The organism is Aliagarivorans taiwanensis DSM 22990 (assembly GCF_000429505.1).
Taxonomy (GTDB): Bacteria; Pseudomonadota; Gammaproteobacteria; order Enterobacterales; family Celerinatantimonadaceae; genus Aliagarivorans; species Aliagarivorans taiwanensis.
The window spans coordinates 1-14,431 of record NZ_AUBZ01000055.1; the positions used below are offsets into that span (position 1 = coordinate 1).

20 protein-coding genes are annotated in these 14,431 nt (G+C 49.8%); 13 read left to right on the top strand and 7 right to left on the bottom strand.

Features of this window, described 5'->3' with window-relative positions; all coding sequences use genetic code 11:
- The 12 genes from G462_RS0119115 to G462_RS0119180 form a co-directional block, all read left to right on the top strand.
- Positions 1-321: IS3 family transposase (locus G462_RS0119115; RefSeq protein WP_026960074.1), on the top strand; the 321-nt coding region annotated here is incomplete at its 5' end.
- A gap of 664 nt (positions 322-985) precedes the next feature.
- Positions 986-2,257, top strand: coding sequence for a tyrosine-type recombinase/integrase (locus G462_RS0119125; protein ID WP_035478396.1), 1,272 nt, complete (start codon positions 986-988; stop codon positions 2,255-2,257).
- A gap of 2 nt (positions 2,258-2,259) precedes the next feature.
- The gene (locus G462_RS0119130) at positions 2,260-3,018 is read left to right on the top strand and encodes a hypothetical protein (RefSeq protein ID WP_157378685.1); all 759 of its coding nucleotides are present in this window, start codon (positions 2,260-2,262) and stop codon (positions 3,016-3,018) included.
- A 74-nt stretch (positions 3,019-3,092) separates the two neighbouring features.
- Complete coding sequence (locus G462_RS25165; protein WP_169720197.1) at positions 3,093-3,278, top strand: helix-turn-helix transcriptional regulator; 186 nt, start codon at positions 3,093-3,095, stop codon at positions 3,276-3,278.
- A 343-nt stretch (positions 3,279-3,621) separates the two neighbouring features.
- On the top strand, positions 3,622-3,798 hold the full coding sequence (locus G462_RS24600; RefSeq protein ID WP_157378686.1) for a hypothetical protein: 177 nt from the start codon (positions 3,622-3,624) through the stop codon (positions 3,796-3,798).
- A gap of 20 nt (positions 3,799-3,818) precedes the next feature.
- Positions 3,819-4,382 carry a YagK/YfjJ domain-containing protein gene (locus tag G462_RS0119145; RefSeq protein WP_026960416.1) on the top strand — a complete coding sequence of 188 codons (564 nt, stop codon included), beginning with the start codon at positions 3,819-3,821 and terminating at the stop codon, positions 4,380-4,382.
- A gap of 990 nt (positions 4,383-5,372) precedes the next feature.
- The gene (locus G462_RS0119150) at positions 5,373-5,783 is read left to right on the top strand and encodes a DUF5681 domain-containing protein (protein ID WP_026960417.1); all 411 of its coding nucleotides are present in this window, start codon (positions 5,373-5,375) and stop codon (positions 5,781-5,783) included.
- The gene (locus G462_RS0119155) at positions 5,780-6,265 is read left to right on the top strand and encodes a hypothetical protein (protein WP_026960418.1); all 486 of its coding nucleotides are present in this window, start codon (positions 5,780-5,782) and stop codon (positions 6,263-6,265) included. Before G462_RS0119150 ends, G462_RS0119155 begins: the two co-directional genes overlap by 4 nt.
- A 36-nt stretch (positions 6,266-6,301) precedes the next feature.
- On the top strand, positions 6,302-6,682 hold the full coding sequence (locus G462_RS0119160; RefSeq protein WP_157378687.1) for a hypothetical protein: 381 nt from the start codon (positions 6,302-6,304) through the stop codon (positions 6,680-6,682).
- Between the two features lie 14 nt (positions 6,683-6,696).
- A complete protein-coding gene (locus G462_RS0119165; protein WP_026960420.1) occupies positions 6,697-7,686 on the top strand; it encodes a major capsid protein in 990 nt (329 codons plus the stop codon).
- 96 nt (positions 7,687-7,782) lie between these two features.
- On the top strand, positions 7,783-8,085 hold the full coding sequence (locus G462_RS0119170; RefSeq protein ID WP_026960421.1) for a hypothetical protein: 303 nt from the start codon (positions 7,783-7,785) through the stop codon (positions 8,083-8,085).
- A gap of 231 nt (positions 8,086-8,316) precedes the next feature.
- Positions 8,317-8,574, top strand: a complete 258-nt coding sequence (locus tag G462_RS0119180; RefSeq protein WP_026960422.1) for a hypothetical protein — start codon at positions 8,317-8,319, stop codon at positions 8,572-8,574.
- 105 nt (positions 8,575-8,679) lie between these two features.
- Here G462_RS0119180 and fis read toward each other — a convergent pair whose 3' ends face one another.
- The 7 genes from fis to aroQ all read right to left on the bottom strand — a co-directional run bounded on the left by fis (position 8,680) and on the right by aroQ (position 13,920).
- Entirely contained in the window at positions 8,680-8,979 is a 300-nt protein-coding gene (gene fis / locus G462_RS0119185; RefSeq protein WP_026960423.1) for a DNA-binding transcriptional regulator Fis, read from the bottom strand.
- A gap of 38 nt (positions 8,980-9,017) precedes the next feature.
- Positions 9,018-9,974 (bottom strand): tRNA dihydrouridine synthase DusB, encoded by a 957-nt coding sequence (gene dusB / locus G462_RS0119190; RefSeq protein WP_026960424.1) that lies wholly within the window; start codon positions 9,972-9,974, stop codon positions 9,018-9,020.
- A gap of 160 nt (positions 9,975-10,134) precedes the next feature.
- Positions 10,135-11,019 (bottom strand): 50S ribosomal protein L11 methyltransferase, encoded by an 885-nt coding sequence (prmA, locus tag G462_RS0119195; protein ID WP_026960425.1) that lies wholly within the window; start codon positions 11,017-11,019, stop codon positions 10,135-10,137.
- Between the two features lie 62 nt (positions 11,020-11,081).
- Positions 11,082-11,486 (bottom strand): hypothetical protein, encoded by a 405-nt coding sequence (locus G462_RS23435; protein ID WP_051326872.1) that lies wholly within the window; start codon positions 11,484-11,486, stop codon positions 11,082-11,084.
- 145 nt (positions 11,487-11,631) lie between these two features.
- Positions 11,632-12,975 (bottom strand): acetyl-CoA carboxylase biotin carboxylase subunit, encoded by a 1,344-nt coding sequence (gene accC / locus G462_RS0119205; RefSeq protein ID WP_026960426.1) that lies wholly within the window; start codon positions 12,973-12,975, stop codon positions 11,632-11,634.
- Between the two features lie 11 nt (positions 12,976-12,986).
- Positions 12,987-13,445 carry an acetyl-CoA carboxylase biotin carboxyl carrier protein gene (accB, locus tag G462_RS0119210; RefSeq protein WP_026960427.1) on the bottom strand — a complete coding sequence of 153 codons (459 nt, stop codon included), beginning with the start codon at positions 13,443-13,445 and terminating at the stop codon, positions 12,987-12,989.
- A gap of 10 nt (positions 13,446-13,455) precedes the next feature.
- Positions 13,456-13,920: a type II 3-dehydroquinate dehydratase gene (aroQ, locus tag G462_RS0119215; protein WP_026960428.1), complete on the bottom strand. Its 465-nt coding sequence runs from the start codon at positions 13,918-13,920 to the stop codon at positions 13,456-13,458.
- Positions 13,921-14,287: 367 nt separating this feature from the next.
- On the opposite strand from aroQ, the gene G462_RS24390 reads away from it, so the two are divergent.
- A partial coding sequence (locus G462_RS24390) for an IS4/Tn5 family transposase DNA-binding protein (protein WP_211234244.1) occupies positions 14,288-14,431 on the top strand: 144 nt, incomplete at its 3' end.

Below are 14,431 nucleotides of genomic sequence, written 5' to 3' on the forward strand. Positions count from 1 at the left end.
CGTCGCGGCATGCCTACGGGCGTTATTGTTCACAGCGACAGAGGCAGCCAGTACTGCTCACATGCTTATCGAAACCTAGCTTCGGCGCATGGCTTAAAGATAAGCATGAGCCGCAAAGGGAATTGTTGGGATAATGCTTGCGCCGAAAGCTTCTTCCACTCACTAAAGGTTGAAGCAGTGCAATACGAGCCCATTATGAATCGAGAAGCTATGCGCCAGGCTGTGTTTGAATACATCGAGGTTGATTACAATCGAACAAGAAGGCACAGTGCTCTGGGCTATCTCAGTCCAGAAAACTACGAACTAAAGAATGTAGCTTAGTAGCGTGTCCAGTATTAGTGGTGCGGATCAGGATGCCAGTTGGGAGGAGCAAACCGAAAGCTACGAGAGACGGTGTGATGTGAAAATTAACCAAATAGTTTTCGACCATTTCGTGGAAGAATGGGAATTAGCTCTAGCTCCTGCTAGGCAGCGGTCAAAGAAACTAAATGCAATCATACTAGGTAAGGTTTCGGTTGACACTTTGCTACCGTTTGGAGATCTACTTCCTCCTGACCCAAACTCGATTATTGCAATTATTGAGTCTTCAAACGAACTAGAATTGACCCGCTTGACGCGATAGCAATCATTACATTGGAGAACTAATTAGCTAGATATAGAAATGCGCTGTTAAAAGGTACTGTGGTGAGGTTAACTTAAGAGAGTTATATCCATGGTCCTACGTGTAACTGGGTGTGTAACTATAAATAAAAAAGCCAGCGAAATGCTGGCTTTTTACTTTTAAAACAGAAGGTGAACAACCTTATTCTAGTTCATGCCGTAGAACATAATCCAATGTTTTCCGTTGTTCGCATGATTTCACATTAGCCTAACTTATTCCAGCAATATCAAGGGCTGGCTCCCTTATTGTGTTCTATGTTGTTTAGAGTTGTTTAGCGTTAGACTATCAAATGTGGGCACCTCGGTGGGCACCTTTGAGGGAATTATGACAGCAACTAAAAACATGAATGATACAAGGCTTAAGAGCCTCGCTAAGAAACGTTTAGACAAGCAGCAATACATAGCAGACAGTGGCGGCTTAAGTGTCCGAGTGACCCCCAGAAAGGGCGAGAGCGGCAATAACCTTAATTGGGTTTTTCGTTACAGGCTGGGTGGCCGTGATACACCGCGCCAAACGCTTTACTTCGGTAAATACCCAGATTTAAAGCTGGCGGCAGCACGGGAAAAGCGCGACCAGTGCCGAGCTTGGATAGCCGAAGGCAAAGACCCCAAGGTTCAACTACAGATTCAGCTTGAAAAGGCATTGAAGCCGCTAACTGTTCAAGAAGCCCTCACCAAATGGATCGATGAATACGCCGCTAAGGAACGAGTGAACGCTGCCAAGCATCAGCAACAGTTTAATGTATGGATAAACCCGCATATTGGTTCGCTACCACTTGAAGAACTGACAAAGCACCATTTAGTAAATGCCATCAAAAAACGGGCTGGTAGATACCCTGTGGCGGCTGGTTACGTGCTCAGAAATGTTCAACAGGCGCTTAAGTGGCTGGGTGATGAAGATTACGACTTTGATCAATCACTTTTGATGATTAAAGGCAAAGCTGTTGATGCGAAGCAGCAAGCTAAACGGTCACAGCGACTTGTTGAAGATGACTCCAATCAACGTTTAGTTGATTTGCTGAACTGGCTGGACGCGGGGCGAATGCCGCCATATTACCGAAACCTCTTAAGCTTGTTGATTGTGTTTGGAGCCAGAACCCAAGAACTCCGCCTTGCCAAAACCTCAGAGTTTAATTTTGAAACTGGCGTTTGGACGGTTCCGCCAGAGCACAACAAGACCCGCAAAAAAGACCAGAAAAAGGGCAAGAGCGGCGAGATAAAGCGCCCGATACCTAACGCCATTGCCCCAATGCTTAAAGCGCTGTGTGAGGCGCACAAGGGCGGCTATTTGCTGGGTGAACTTAAGAAGCCGGAAGCTGTGTCTATGTGGGGCGGCTTGGTTTGGAAAAAGCTCGGTCACGAAGAAAAGTGGCGGCTTCATGACTTGCGGCGAACCACGGCAACTGCTTTGAATGATCTAGGCGTTGCGCCGCATGTTGTAGAAAGCTTGTTAGGTCATTCAATACAAGGCGTGGCGGGGATTTACAATCGCTCTCACTATCTACCAGAGAAGCGCGAGGCGCTTGATTTGTGGTGCGCAAAGCTTGAAGGACTGCGCAACGGTGCGCAATCGAATGTTGTTAAGTTGGGGGCTTAGAAGTGGATAAAAAGTTTCTTGAGCGGCAGCGTTTGGCTAGGCAGGGGCTGACTTTAGAAAAAGTGAACGATGGCTCTCGATACAATACACAAGAGCTGAAACGACCAAGTAAAAGAAGCAGTGCTTATGTGAGAAAGACACTTGTATTTGATGATGGCGTAAGTGCAGCAGAGGTGATGAGCAAATCTGCAACACTTTACTCGAACTCTCAAGAATCCGTTTCAGAGCAAATAGATAGGTACGAGAGAGTCCTAAAGATGTATTTAGAGTCATACGGCGCGCCATCAGACATTAACGTATTGTATGACGCTAGCTGGCGTCCTGTTGGCTCGGATAGCCCCCTCCAGCTTGGAACGCACAAGTTATCTAACCATCCAAGGTTTAAAGATTACCCACTCATTGATTGTGCAGCTGAAGGGCTGTGGCGGGTAAGAAACACTAAAGATGCTTTGGCTGAAGGTAATTACCAACGGGCGTTCTTTTGCTTGAGGGAGCTGTTTCAAAAAGTTGAGATGATTGTAGTTGCGTGTGAGAAAGACGGCATAACCGGTGGTTCGACAGAGTTGAAAAAGCAAAGAATTTTAGAAGGGTTGCTCATAGATGAGATTCAAGCCTCTGGTAGGTTAACCGTTGCTGACGCTGTTGAAAAAATAATGCCAAAGTATGAATGCATCACTGGAACGGAAGTAGAGAAAACTACTTTTGGAAAATATGTATCAAATGTTGGCTTAAAGCGACTGAACAAGGAGTTTGCTAAATAAAAATACCCAGCTACGAGTATTTTTTCAGATCTTCAGAATAAAACATGCTTAAACAAATAGAGAGGTTAATAAGCATGTTTGAACAAACCAACTTCCTAACAAATGAACAAGTTCGCAAAGACCTTGGCGTATCTCGCACTTGGCTTTATTTAGCCGAGAAAGAAGGACGCTATCCTAAAGGCATCAGACTGACTGCACGCTGTGTGCGATATCGGGCTGACCTCCATCAACAGTTTATCAACGGTGAGTGGAGGGCGTAGCTATGCAGTTATTACCAGATGAGTTAAAGGGGTTCAGTGGAAATGAACGAACACTTCTAAACGCTGTATGGTTCAATCAGGGAATCAGAACCCACGAAATTACAGATCAGTTTTTGCCAAGCAATAATCTGCACACTTACTCGAATGAAATGAAAGTTAGGCTGTACAGGGCTGGGTGGGAATTTCACAAGGAGCCAGTGGCGAAGATAAACAACAGGGGATCGTGGGCTTGGTACTTGGTAAAGGCTAAGCCCGAAGAGGCTTAATTCAACGGGCTTATTTATGGCAAGGCTTTGGGGTGAGTTTGGCGACTACCCAAAGCCTTTTTTAAAGGTACAGGAAAATGACCAATACAACAATGTTAGTAACCACCAACGCCCCGACCGTTGGTGTCAAAGGGATGAACAACATTGAACAACAGTTACAGGTTTTTGACCCCTCGAAATTGAAGGAATACATTTTCAAGCCATTTAGTGGCGTGGCTTGCGCGGTTGGTGCTTACTCACATGCGCGGGGGTAAATAACAAGGTCTATTCTGTGATGTATTCCACTAACCAGAGATTCATAGAGCATTCGGGGCAAATCTGGCTAATCAACTCGGCGAAATCTGGATGCTATGTGCCGATGCTCAAAAGCATGATGGATCAACTATTGGCAATGCGTAGTCACTATGCGCGAGTTACGGCGCTGAGAATCGACTTAGCCGAAAGTAGCTACCAAGGCACTAGCGAGCGGCTCAGCGTCTTTCTGAGGCGATTCAGGCGACGTTTAGCGGCCAAATACGGGGTAACCAAGCTAGGTTACTGCTGGTGCAGAGAGCAAGAAAGAGCAAAAGCGCAGCATTACCACCTTATGTTCTTCATTGATGGTCGGCTAGTACAGCAAGCATGGGGCGTTCAACAACTTGCTAAAGAGATTTGGCAGGACTTAGGCGGCGGCACCTTCTACGCACCAAAGCGGCATTACAACATAACCCGTATTGATGGCAGCGAGCTAAGCAAAGCGGTTTATCGGCTTAGTTACCTGGCGAAGTGTCGAGGGAAGGGTTACAAGCCAGAGCAGGCCAAAAACTACGGAACTAGCAGGTTAAGTAATCATCAATAAACTAAGGTGATTCAGTAAGTCCTTGTAAATAATATCAAATACCAGTCTCGCCTATGAATTAAGCTGTAAAGGTGCCCACCGAGGTGCCCATTAGAGAAAGTCACTCGCAGTTTTTCGGCCATGAGATGACTGCGCAAACTTTAGCGCTCCTGCTCATCCATCAAAACCCACCGGAAACCCACTCGAAACCCAGTGGGTTATGCAAACGCATTGCAGGCGCATAGCGAACGCATCGGTAATAGAAAGTAATACGGCGTATTACAATTTTTATAATTCCTGTAATTAACCAGCTACCTAACCAGCAAGACAACCAGCCTAAAGCCAGTGATACCAGCGCATAGAACGAATAGGCAACCAGCAAGCTAACCAGCAAAACAACCAGCCGTCAAAGGTAGGAATTCCTGCTTTTAAAACCTTAGGATTCTTAAGGTCAAATGTTAAGAGTTGTTAAGGTCAAGCGCATCAAAATCGCAAGCATGTTAGCAAGCAAATGACAGGCTGAGAGCGCCGCCAATCTTGGGAATTCTTAAGGTCAGGCACATCAAAATCGCAAGCAAACTGCATGGTTTTCTTACCCAGTGCGCGCTCAAAGTGTCGTTAATTCATAAGCACAAAGTAAATATTTAAAAACCTAAACAATTAGAATTTCGAGCTCAGTACGCGTGAAAGACGCGTTACACACATTCTGGGTCTCCACAAATTGTGGAGACGCGTCACACACACGACTTACACAAAGCGCTACGGGGGACCCTTGCAATGCAAGACACCCCGCCATTGGCGGACACCTACACAAACCGTACACAAACCGTACACGAACCGTGCTAGCAAGTTGCTACAGCCCCAATTACACCGAGAAACACCCGCAACCCTGACAAATCCTAACGACCCGCGTCACGTCTAGTGACTCGCTTGATTGAAAAAGCGTCAACTATTGATGTCCGGTCATCATATTGATAGAATGAACCTATTGATAAAACAAGGTTGATAGCAATGCCCTTTGAAAAAGGTCAATCAGGAAACCCAGCAGGTCGCCCAAAAGGTTCAACCGAGCGACAGAAGCTGATTGCAGCAATTGAGCGCAAATGCGGCTCGATGGACGAGTTTTGGGAATCGCTAGTAGGGCTGGCAGAGGACGGCAACGCACAAATAGCCTCGATGCTGGCTAGCAAGCTTTGTCCGGCACTCAAGCCCACTATGGCACCCATTCGATTCAACTTTCCAGAGGGCTCTGTTGCAGAGCGAGCAGGGGCGGTTCTGGAGGCTGTAGCAAGCGGCGAGATTTCACCTGATGTTGGTGTCGCGGTACTAGGTGCGACACATAGCTATTTCAAAATCCTTGAAGTAGATGAGCTGCAAAACCGAATTAACCGCATTGAGCAAGCACTAGAGGCCAACAAATGAGCAAGCAAACCCTAACGCTAAATATCAGCGAGAGCCCAGTTAAAAAGGCGTGGCGCTCTGGTATTGGCGAACGAATGATTTCAGACATTTTAGAACTGACTGATAACGAACGCAGCGACCTTGAGAAGCTATCGCCCGCTGACTTGATGACTGCCTACACCGAGCTAATCAAACAGCCAGCCAAAATGGCAGCAAACGCACGGGAAACTGAGCTTGTCGAGATGGTGGCGAACGCTATGAGCGAACGCTACGCCGAGCTAATCGACAAGGTGAACTCGCTTGAGGCTTTGATTTTTGATGACCGCGACTTTCTGGAAGCTCAAGCGGTTAAAAGCGGCATGGTCAGCAACGCAGCAGCTAAGCAGCTCTCACACACTGAGCTAGTCAAACTTGCTGCCACCTTCAAACAAGCGCCGAAGGCTCACACGCTTGGCCCTGCGGCTCAATTTGACAATAAACCATCTTTTGTACGGAAGGGCTAACGAATGACTTTCAATCGAGTTTTTGTAGATCCAAACATGCCGAGCAATCCCGAAGCGGGAAAGCTTGGATTCGACGCGCCTCACGCTGGCGTTTTTGTAAACAACAGCGGCGGCACCTTCAGCGCTGGCGCACCGACCGCTAAGTTACTTTTGGTCAATGAGCGCACTTTCTTGGCCGAGGTATGGAGCGACCCCATCCCTACTGATTCGCATGTCGAGGCGTTCAATTTAACGAGCGGCGTGCGGGTTCAAGCGGCTTTGGGTGCTGAACAGAACGTTGGGCAAGGCGTAGCACTTACCGTTAACGCTGGTTACTTAGAGGTGGCAGGCGCAACCGATCGAGTAGTTGCTTACGCTGACGAAGCGCGACAAACACCAGTAGGCGAAACAGCGCCCATTTTGGTCACTTTGGCATAGGAAAAAAATACACAATGACTGAACACAAAATTTTAACCAATGCCGAAGATCCATGTTTCGGCCAAACCGAAGCACAACAGGCGTTTGTAGCGAATTCATGGCAAGCCTGGGCTAACACCGAGCAGTCCCTGCAGAACAACTCAAGCGTGCCTGAGCAAGCGCAATTCATGTTTGAATCAATGGACTCTCAAATCTTGCAGCTTGTGCGGCCAATGTTGAGTGTTTACGGCGACTTGGCAGACCTAGCCAGCCCACTAGACCCCGCAGTGGTCGAGGCACAATATCTGCGTGGTTCTGATGGTGGCGAAACGGTTGTTTCACTGAACGGCACGCCGCCGCGAGTCGATAAATTGACCTTTTCAAAAGACGGCGCAAGCATTCCGTGCTTTGAGTCTCGTTTCGGCTTGGATTGGCGCGAGTTCCTTCAAGCTCAACAGACTGGCGCGCTTGATTTAACCAATAGCGAAAGCCTGCAAAACGTGGCTCGCAGCATTGAAAGTGTGCTTACCACTGGCGCTGATTTACAAGCCAAAAAATACGGCGTTGATTCATTCCTGAATGGCGATGGAATCAACGAACACGCCGGAATGGACATTGCTGGCGCATCGAGTGCGGAGTTTGTTGAGTTACTGCTAAACATGGCCGATGAACTAGACAAGCTTGGCTATGACTCTGGCAAAAAACGTTTGTATGTGTCGCCTACGGCTTGGCGAAAACTAGCCGATGACTACTCAGGCAGTTACGCGCAAACCATCCGTGAGCGCCTGATGAAAACCGAAGCCTTTGACCGCATCACAAAAGTTAACTCCTTTGGCGCTAACGATATTGTAATTTTCGAGCCTAGCCGCCGTGTGGTTGAGTTGAAAATCGCATTGCCACCAAGTGTCACGCCACTTAAGCGCCTGAACGAGCGCGACCAAGTTCAATGGTCTGCATTCGCTATCGCTGGCCTGCAAATCAAGCGTGACCATTCAGGCAAGACCGGAATCATCAAAACCGTGTAACCCTCGGGCGGCGCTGGTTTTTCATCGTCTTTCGCCAGTGCCGCCTTTTCGCCCTTTGTTGCTCAAGCTTCAAGGGGCTTTTTTAAAGGTTAAATCATGAACTTAGAACGCAGAGTAATTAAAGCCGAAGAGCAAATAACCTACAGGCATAATCGCCCAATGGCTGCGTTTGATGATTGGGTTGATGAGCACGGTAATCCCGTTGATCACAATGGAAAGCCGATTGATGGGCTCAATTTTTTCTACATGGCGATAGAGGCAGGCGACCCGCGAGTAACAAGGTTTTTTTACGGTGAAAAAGACGTGAAGGAATGGACGCGAGAAGAAGCAAACGCGGCATACCGCAAACTGATTTACGGCACTGGCGAACCGCTTCCCCCAGAATTTGAGGACGTTTAATGAATCAGGCACCAAACGCAGTAGGCGCATTCAGCGGATTTACAGCCGCTCTGAGCAATGTTCCTTGGCTTCAAGTGATTGCCCTAGTTGTTGCCATAGGCTCGCTCTACATTGGCTACAGGCGCTACCAACTCGACTTAAAACGCTATGAGGACTCGCAGAAATGACCGACCCGAATAACGTTGTGATTCTGGTGTTCGTTGTGATGCTGCTTTTAAAGCTCGCCAGACAATGAACGATGACCCGACCCTAAACCCAATCGATTTAGACCTGCTAGCAAATGCCGTTGCTGACAGCCTCACGATGCCCCCTCGCCGCTGGCTGGCTAAGTATGGTGGAATACGGCGCGAAACTCTGAGAGTCAGAGGCTACGAACACCTTCTTGCCGATTACAAGGAAAGCCTTGCTGAAATGCTGGGGCGTGTTCCAGTGATAAAGGCTAACGCTAATGGTGTAGACCTTAGTGTTTGTAAGCATGATTTATTTTAATGCGATGATTTTTCCATGTGGGCACCTCGGTGGGCACCTTTAGAATGTAAAAAAGGCTTCCCGCAATGGAAAGCCCTTTTAAATCAGAAAACTAAAGACTCAGTCTTAGTTCATGCCGTATTTTTTCAGCTTCTTACGCAGGGTGCCGCGGTTGATGCCCAGCATGATAGATGCACGGGTTTGGTTACCACGGGTGTACTGCATAACTACGTCAAGCATAGGGGCTTCAACTTCTGACAGTACCAATTCGTATAGCTCTGATACTTCTTCGCCGTCTAGCTGGGCAAAGTAGTTACGCAGAGCTTGCTCTACTGAGTCACGAAGTGGACGTTCTTTGACTTCGGTGCTGGTTGCACTGCTAGTCATGGTAGAAAGTGTGCTTGTTGAAAGATTTGACTCAAACATACTTGACGCTCTTATTGTTTACTTGGTTAATTGAAAAACTATTTAAAAAAATGCTCAATCGCAGCGGTTTGCGCCAGGGGCTCTTCTAGCTTATTAAACTGGCAGCGAAACTCTTCCGTATCTGCTAATTGCTTGAGATACCAACCCACGTGTTTCCGGGCGATTCGTACGCCCTGATACTCCCCATAAAAGTCATACAGGTTGTGGAGGTGCTCCAGCATTACATCCTTCACTTCTTGCTGAGACGGTGGGTCGATATGCTCACCGGTCTGCAGAAAGTGTACTATTTCCCGAAACAGCCAAGGGTTGCCTTGGGCTCCTCGACCGATCATCACCGCATCGGCACCGGTGTAGTCCAGTACCGCTTTGGCCTTTTCAGCCGAGGTAATATCGCCATTGGCGATAATCGGAAGTGACACTGCTTGTTTTACTGCCTTTATCGTGTCGTACTCGGCAGAACCTTTGTACATACAGGCGCGCGTACGGCCGTGTATGGTCAAGGCTTGGATGCCTGCTTGCTCGGCGATCTTGGCAATCTCCAATGCGTTACGCTCTTCTGGCGACCAGCCTGTGCGGATCTTCAACGTCACTGGGACGTCGACCGCTGTGACTACGGCATCCAGGATTTGCGCGACCAACTGGGGTTGTTGCAACAAAGCCGAACCTGCGAGTTTCTTGTTCACCTTCTTGGCTGGGCATCCCATATTGATATCAATAATCTGGGCGCCATTGCTGACATTCAGCTGGGCTGCTTGTGCCATCAATTGCGGGTCGGAGCCGGCAATCTGAACACTGCGGATCCCGCACTCTCCAAGGTGAAACATCCGTTTTTGAGACTTAACGCTGTTCCAAACCTTAGGGTTACTCGACAACATCTCAGAAACGGTCAGTCCTGCTCCCAAGCGCCAACATAGGCGACGAAAGGGCTGATCAGTTACGCCCGCCATGGGAGCCAACACCACTGGATTCTCCAGCTGGTAAGTTCCTATTTTCATGGCTCGTGTATCTTCATCTATCAGGGGGCGCGTAGTGTACGATTTTTTATCGGGGCTGAAAAGGCTAGAAATTGTACATTTTAAAAATTTATGACTGGACTTTGCGAGGTGATTTATGGCAGCGAAGCCCCGCTGCCACTGGTTTGAGGCGAACTGTTGCTTAGTTGAGGTGCTTGCGACCGCTCAGACGTCCCCATTCTTGATCGATAAGCGGTTGATCCATCTCGCATTGCTCGGCATAGGCTTGGCTAACATCCTCCGCTTGCTCTTCAAGGATGCCCGAAAGCGCCAATTGGCCGCCGGGTTTCAGGTAACCCAGAATCACTTCGGACAGCTCCTTGAGAGGACCGGCCAAGATGTTGGCCACCACGATATCGGCTTGGAAGTCGTCCGGCTGGTCTTTGGGCAGGTACAGCTCGAGCTGCTCAGCCACGCCGTTACGCTCGGCGTTGTCGCGGCTGGCAATAATAGCTTGTGGGTCGATATCGATGCCTACCACGCGCTTGGCGCCAAGCTTAAGCGCCGCAATCGCCAGAATGCCGCTGCCGCAGCCGAAGTCCAGAACGGTTTTGCCTTGCAGGTCCAGTCCGTCGAGCCAGCGCAGGCATAGCGAGGTGGTCGGGTGGGTGCCGGTACCAAAGGCCAGGCCCGGGTCGAGCATCACATTCACCGCATCTGGCTCGGGTACATCGGTCCAGGATGGGCAGATCCACAGGCGCTCACCAAAGCGCATCGGGTGGAAGTCTTTCATCCACTCGCGCTCCCAGTCCTTGTCTTCCAGTTGGTCGAGCTTGTAGTTGCCGTCGTCGATAATGCGGGCATCGCGCAGCAGTTGCAGGATCGGCTGCATATCGTGGTTGGCTTCATACAGGGCCTGTACGTCGGTGTCGCCCCACAAAAGAGTCTCGCCCGGCTTGGGCTCGAGTACCGGGGTGTCGTAGCGGTCGAGGAAGGTCACGGCTAGTGCACCGGTCTCGCTAAGAATATCGCCGATGGGCTCAGCGGTTTTTTTACTGGCGTTGATCTTCAGTTGGATCCAAGGCATGGGGTGCTCCACTGTTACGTAATGGCGCCAAGTGTACTTGGATTAACGCAAGTTTGCAGAACTTATCGAACCCGGGCCCGGGCATAGCCGTGCTTGCCGCTATGCTTCCAGGTTTGGCGGCGGTAGCGGTGGCGCATAAACAGTACGTGGGAGCCGCGATACAGGCAGATAAAGGCCACCGCGTAGGCCAGCAGGTGGCTTTGGGTTTGCAATAAAACGATGGCCGATGCGAACAAGATAAAGGGATAGAACTCGTAGATATTCTCAGGGATGGCTAAGCGTTTTTGCGGGGCTTGCGGTTCGTCTTGGCGGCGATAGTTGGAGCGCATCACCCAGACCAACGCGCCAATCAGGAACAGCAGAGCGCCGCCGGCTAGGCCTAGCGAGGAGTCAAGATAGAGTACCGAGCCACTGCCGACAGACAGGTACAGGGTAGGAAGTATTTCGTAAATCGGTTTGCTCAGCATTGTGCGTTCTCTCGCATACAGGCTCCGATGCAGCTTCGCGGCAACGTTTTGAGCGTGACTTTCTATTATAGTTGAGTTGGTTATTAATAGAAGGCACAAAAAAAAGCACCCTGTTTAGGGTGCTTTACAGCTTGAGCGTCGCTGATTACTGCTGGTCGAGTTTCTTCTCCAGATAGTGGATATTTGCTCCACCATGCTGGAAGTTCTCGTCTTCCATAATCATCTGCTGTAGCGGGATGTTGGTTTTGATCCCTTCGATCACCAGCTCAGATAGCGCGTTGCGCATCCGGGCAATGGCGATGTCGCGGTTCTCACCGTAGGTAATCAGCTTACCAATCATCGAGTCGTAGTAAGGCGGTACGGTGTAGCCATCGTAGATGTGCGAGTCCCAACGCACGCCCATACCACCCGGTGAGTGGAAGCGTTTCACCAGACCCGGTGAGGGGATAAAGCGCTCTGGGTCTTCGGCGTTGATACGACACTCGATGGCGTGGCCGGTCAGTTTCACTTCGTCTTGGCTGATCGACAGCGGCTGGCCTGCGGCGATGCGTAGCTGCTCTTTGATCAGGTCGATGCCAGTGACCATCTCGGTAACCGGATGCTCCACCTGAATACGGGTGTTCATCTCAATAAAGTAGAACTCGCCGTTTTCATACAGGAACTCGAAGGTACCGGCGCCACGGTAGTTGATCTCCACACAGGCGCGGGTACAGCGCTCACCGATGTAGCGGCGCATATCGGCGGTGATGCCCGGTGCTGGTGCTTCTTCTACAACCTTTTGGTGGCGGCGCTGCATCGAGCAGTCACGCTCACCCAAGTAGATGGCGTTGCCTTGGCCGTCAGATAGTACTTGCACCTCAACGTGGCGTGGGTTTTCCAGGAATTTCTCCATGTAGACCACGTCATTGTTGAAGGCGGCACCGGCTTCGGCGCGGGTTAGCTGGATGCTCTCGAGCAGTTCGCTTTCGCTGCGCACCACGCGCATACCGCGGCCACCGCCGCCGCCGGCGGCTTTGATGATTACCGGGTAGCCAATGCGCTTGGCGATCTGAATGTTCTTTTGACCATCGTCGCCCAGCGGGCCGTCAGAGCCAGGTACGCAAGGTACGCCAGCCTTCTTCATGGCCTTAATCGCTTCTACTTTATCGCCCATCATGCGGATGGTATCGGCTTTCGGGCCGATAAAGATAAAGCCGCTTTTCTCTACGATTTCAGAGAATTCAGCGTTTTCCGACAGGAAGCCATAACCCGGGTGAATAGCCACCGCGTCGGTGACTTCGGCGGCTGCAATGATCCGCGGGATGTTCAGGTAGCTTTCGGTGGCTGGGGCCTTACCGATACAGATGGATTCATCGGCTAGCAGTACGTGCTTAAGATCGCGGTCGGCGGTGGAGTGGACAGCAACGGTTTTGATGCCCAACTCTTTACACGCGCGCAAGATCCGAAGTGCGATTTCGCCTCGGTTGGCGATAACGACTTTATCTAGCATGCTCTGTCCCCTTATTCGATGATGAACAGAGGTTCGTCGAACTCCACTGCATCACCGTCGTTCACCAAGATAGCTTTAACTACGCCGGCTTTGTCGGCTTCGATTTGGTTCATCATCTTCATCGCTTCAACGATACACAGGGTATCGCCCACATTGACCACGCTACCTTCGCTGACAAAGGCAGAGGCTTCTGGTGATGGAGAGCGGTAGAAGGTTCCTACCATTGGCGACAATACTTTGTGGCCAGCGGCGGCAGGTGCTTCAGCTTCAGCAGCAGGGGCTGCTGCGGCTGGCGCAGCGGCAACGGGAGCCGCTACTGGCGCAGCGGCAACTTGTACCGGGGCCTGAGTTACGGCACCGCTGAAGTTGCGGCTGATACGTACCGCTTCTTCACCTTCGGTGATTTCCAGCTCGGCGATACCTGATTCTTCTACTAATTCGATAAGCTTCTTGATCTTGCGAATATCCATGATGTCTCTTCTATGATCCAGAGTGTTGATTCTGTTGCAGCGCGTTGGCTGCAGCGCTCAGTGCAAATTGATACCCCAATGCGCCCAGTCCGCAGATAACACCAACCGCCTTATCGGAGAGATAAGAGTGGTGACGGAAGGGTTCACGTGCGTGCACATTGGAAAGGTGTACTTCAATAAAGGGAATAGCGACTCCCAACAGCGCATCGCGCAGTGCGACGCTGGTGTGGGTGAAGGCGGCTGGATTGATAATGATGTAATCCACTTGGCCCATGGCCTGATGGATCCGCTCCAACAACGCGGCTTCGCTATTCGATTGGAAATGACTGAGTTCAATACCTAGATGTTGAGCCTGCTGTTGCAAGTTGCTCACGATATCGTCGAGGGTTTGCGAACCATAGACCTCGGGTTCACGTTTTCCCAACAGGTTTAGGTTTGGTCCATTTAGCAGTAAAACAGAAGGTTTGTCAGTCATATTCCATGAAAACTTAGTTGTTTGCAGCTATCTTGCCGCTTTCGTGTAATTTTTATTTTTGTCGCACTTGGCGCGACAAAAATGCCACTTGGGAATCAATTATATTAAGTTCAGCGAAAATGGCAGCAAATTTCTGGTCTAATCACTTCGTTTCTCTGGTTTTTGCTTGCTAGTTCAATAATCGAGCAAGCATTAAGTAAGTCTTCGCTTTCTCTAACATCTCGATAACTGCGGCGATAAACGGCGAAAAAGCCACCCGAAGGCTGTCTCTTATACACACATCCCCGAACATCGTTCGGGGATTTTTTTTGAACTCAATCCTCACCTTGTGATCAGATCATTTAGATTTCTCAATGAGATGGTTACGATGGACAGTTCAAACCCAATGGAGTGGGCACAAGCGCAGTTTAGTCAGGCAGAGCTCAATGACCCCAGACGTACTCAAAGGCTTATATCGCTAGCTGCTTCACTTGCCAGCCAACCCGGAGTCGCTGTGTCTAAACTGGCTATT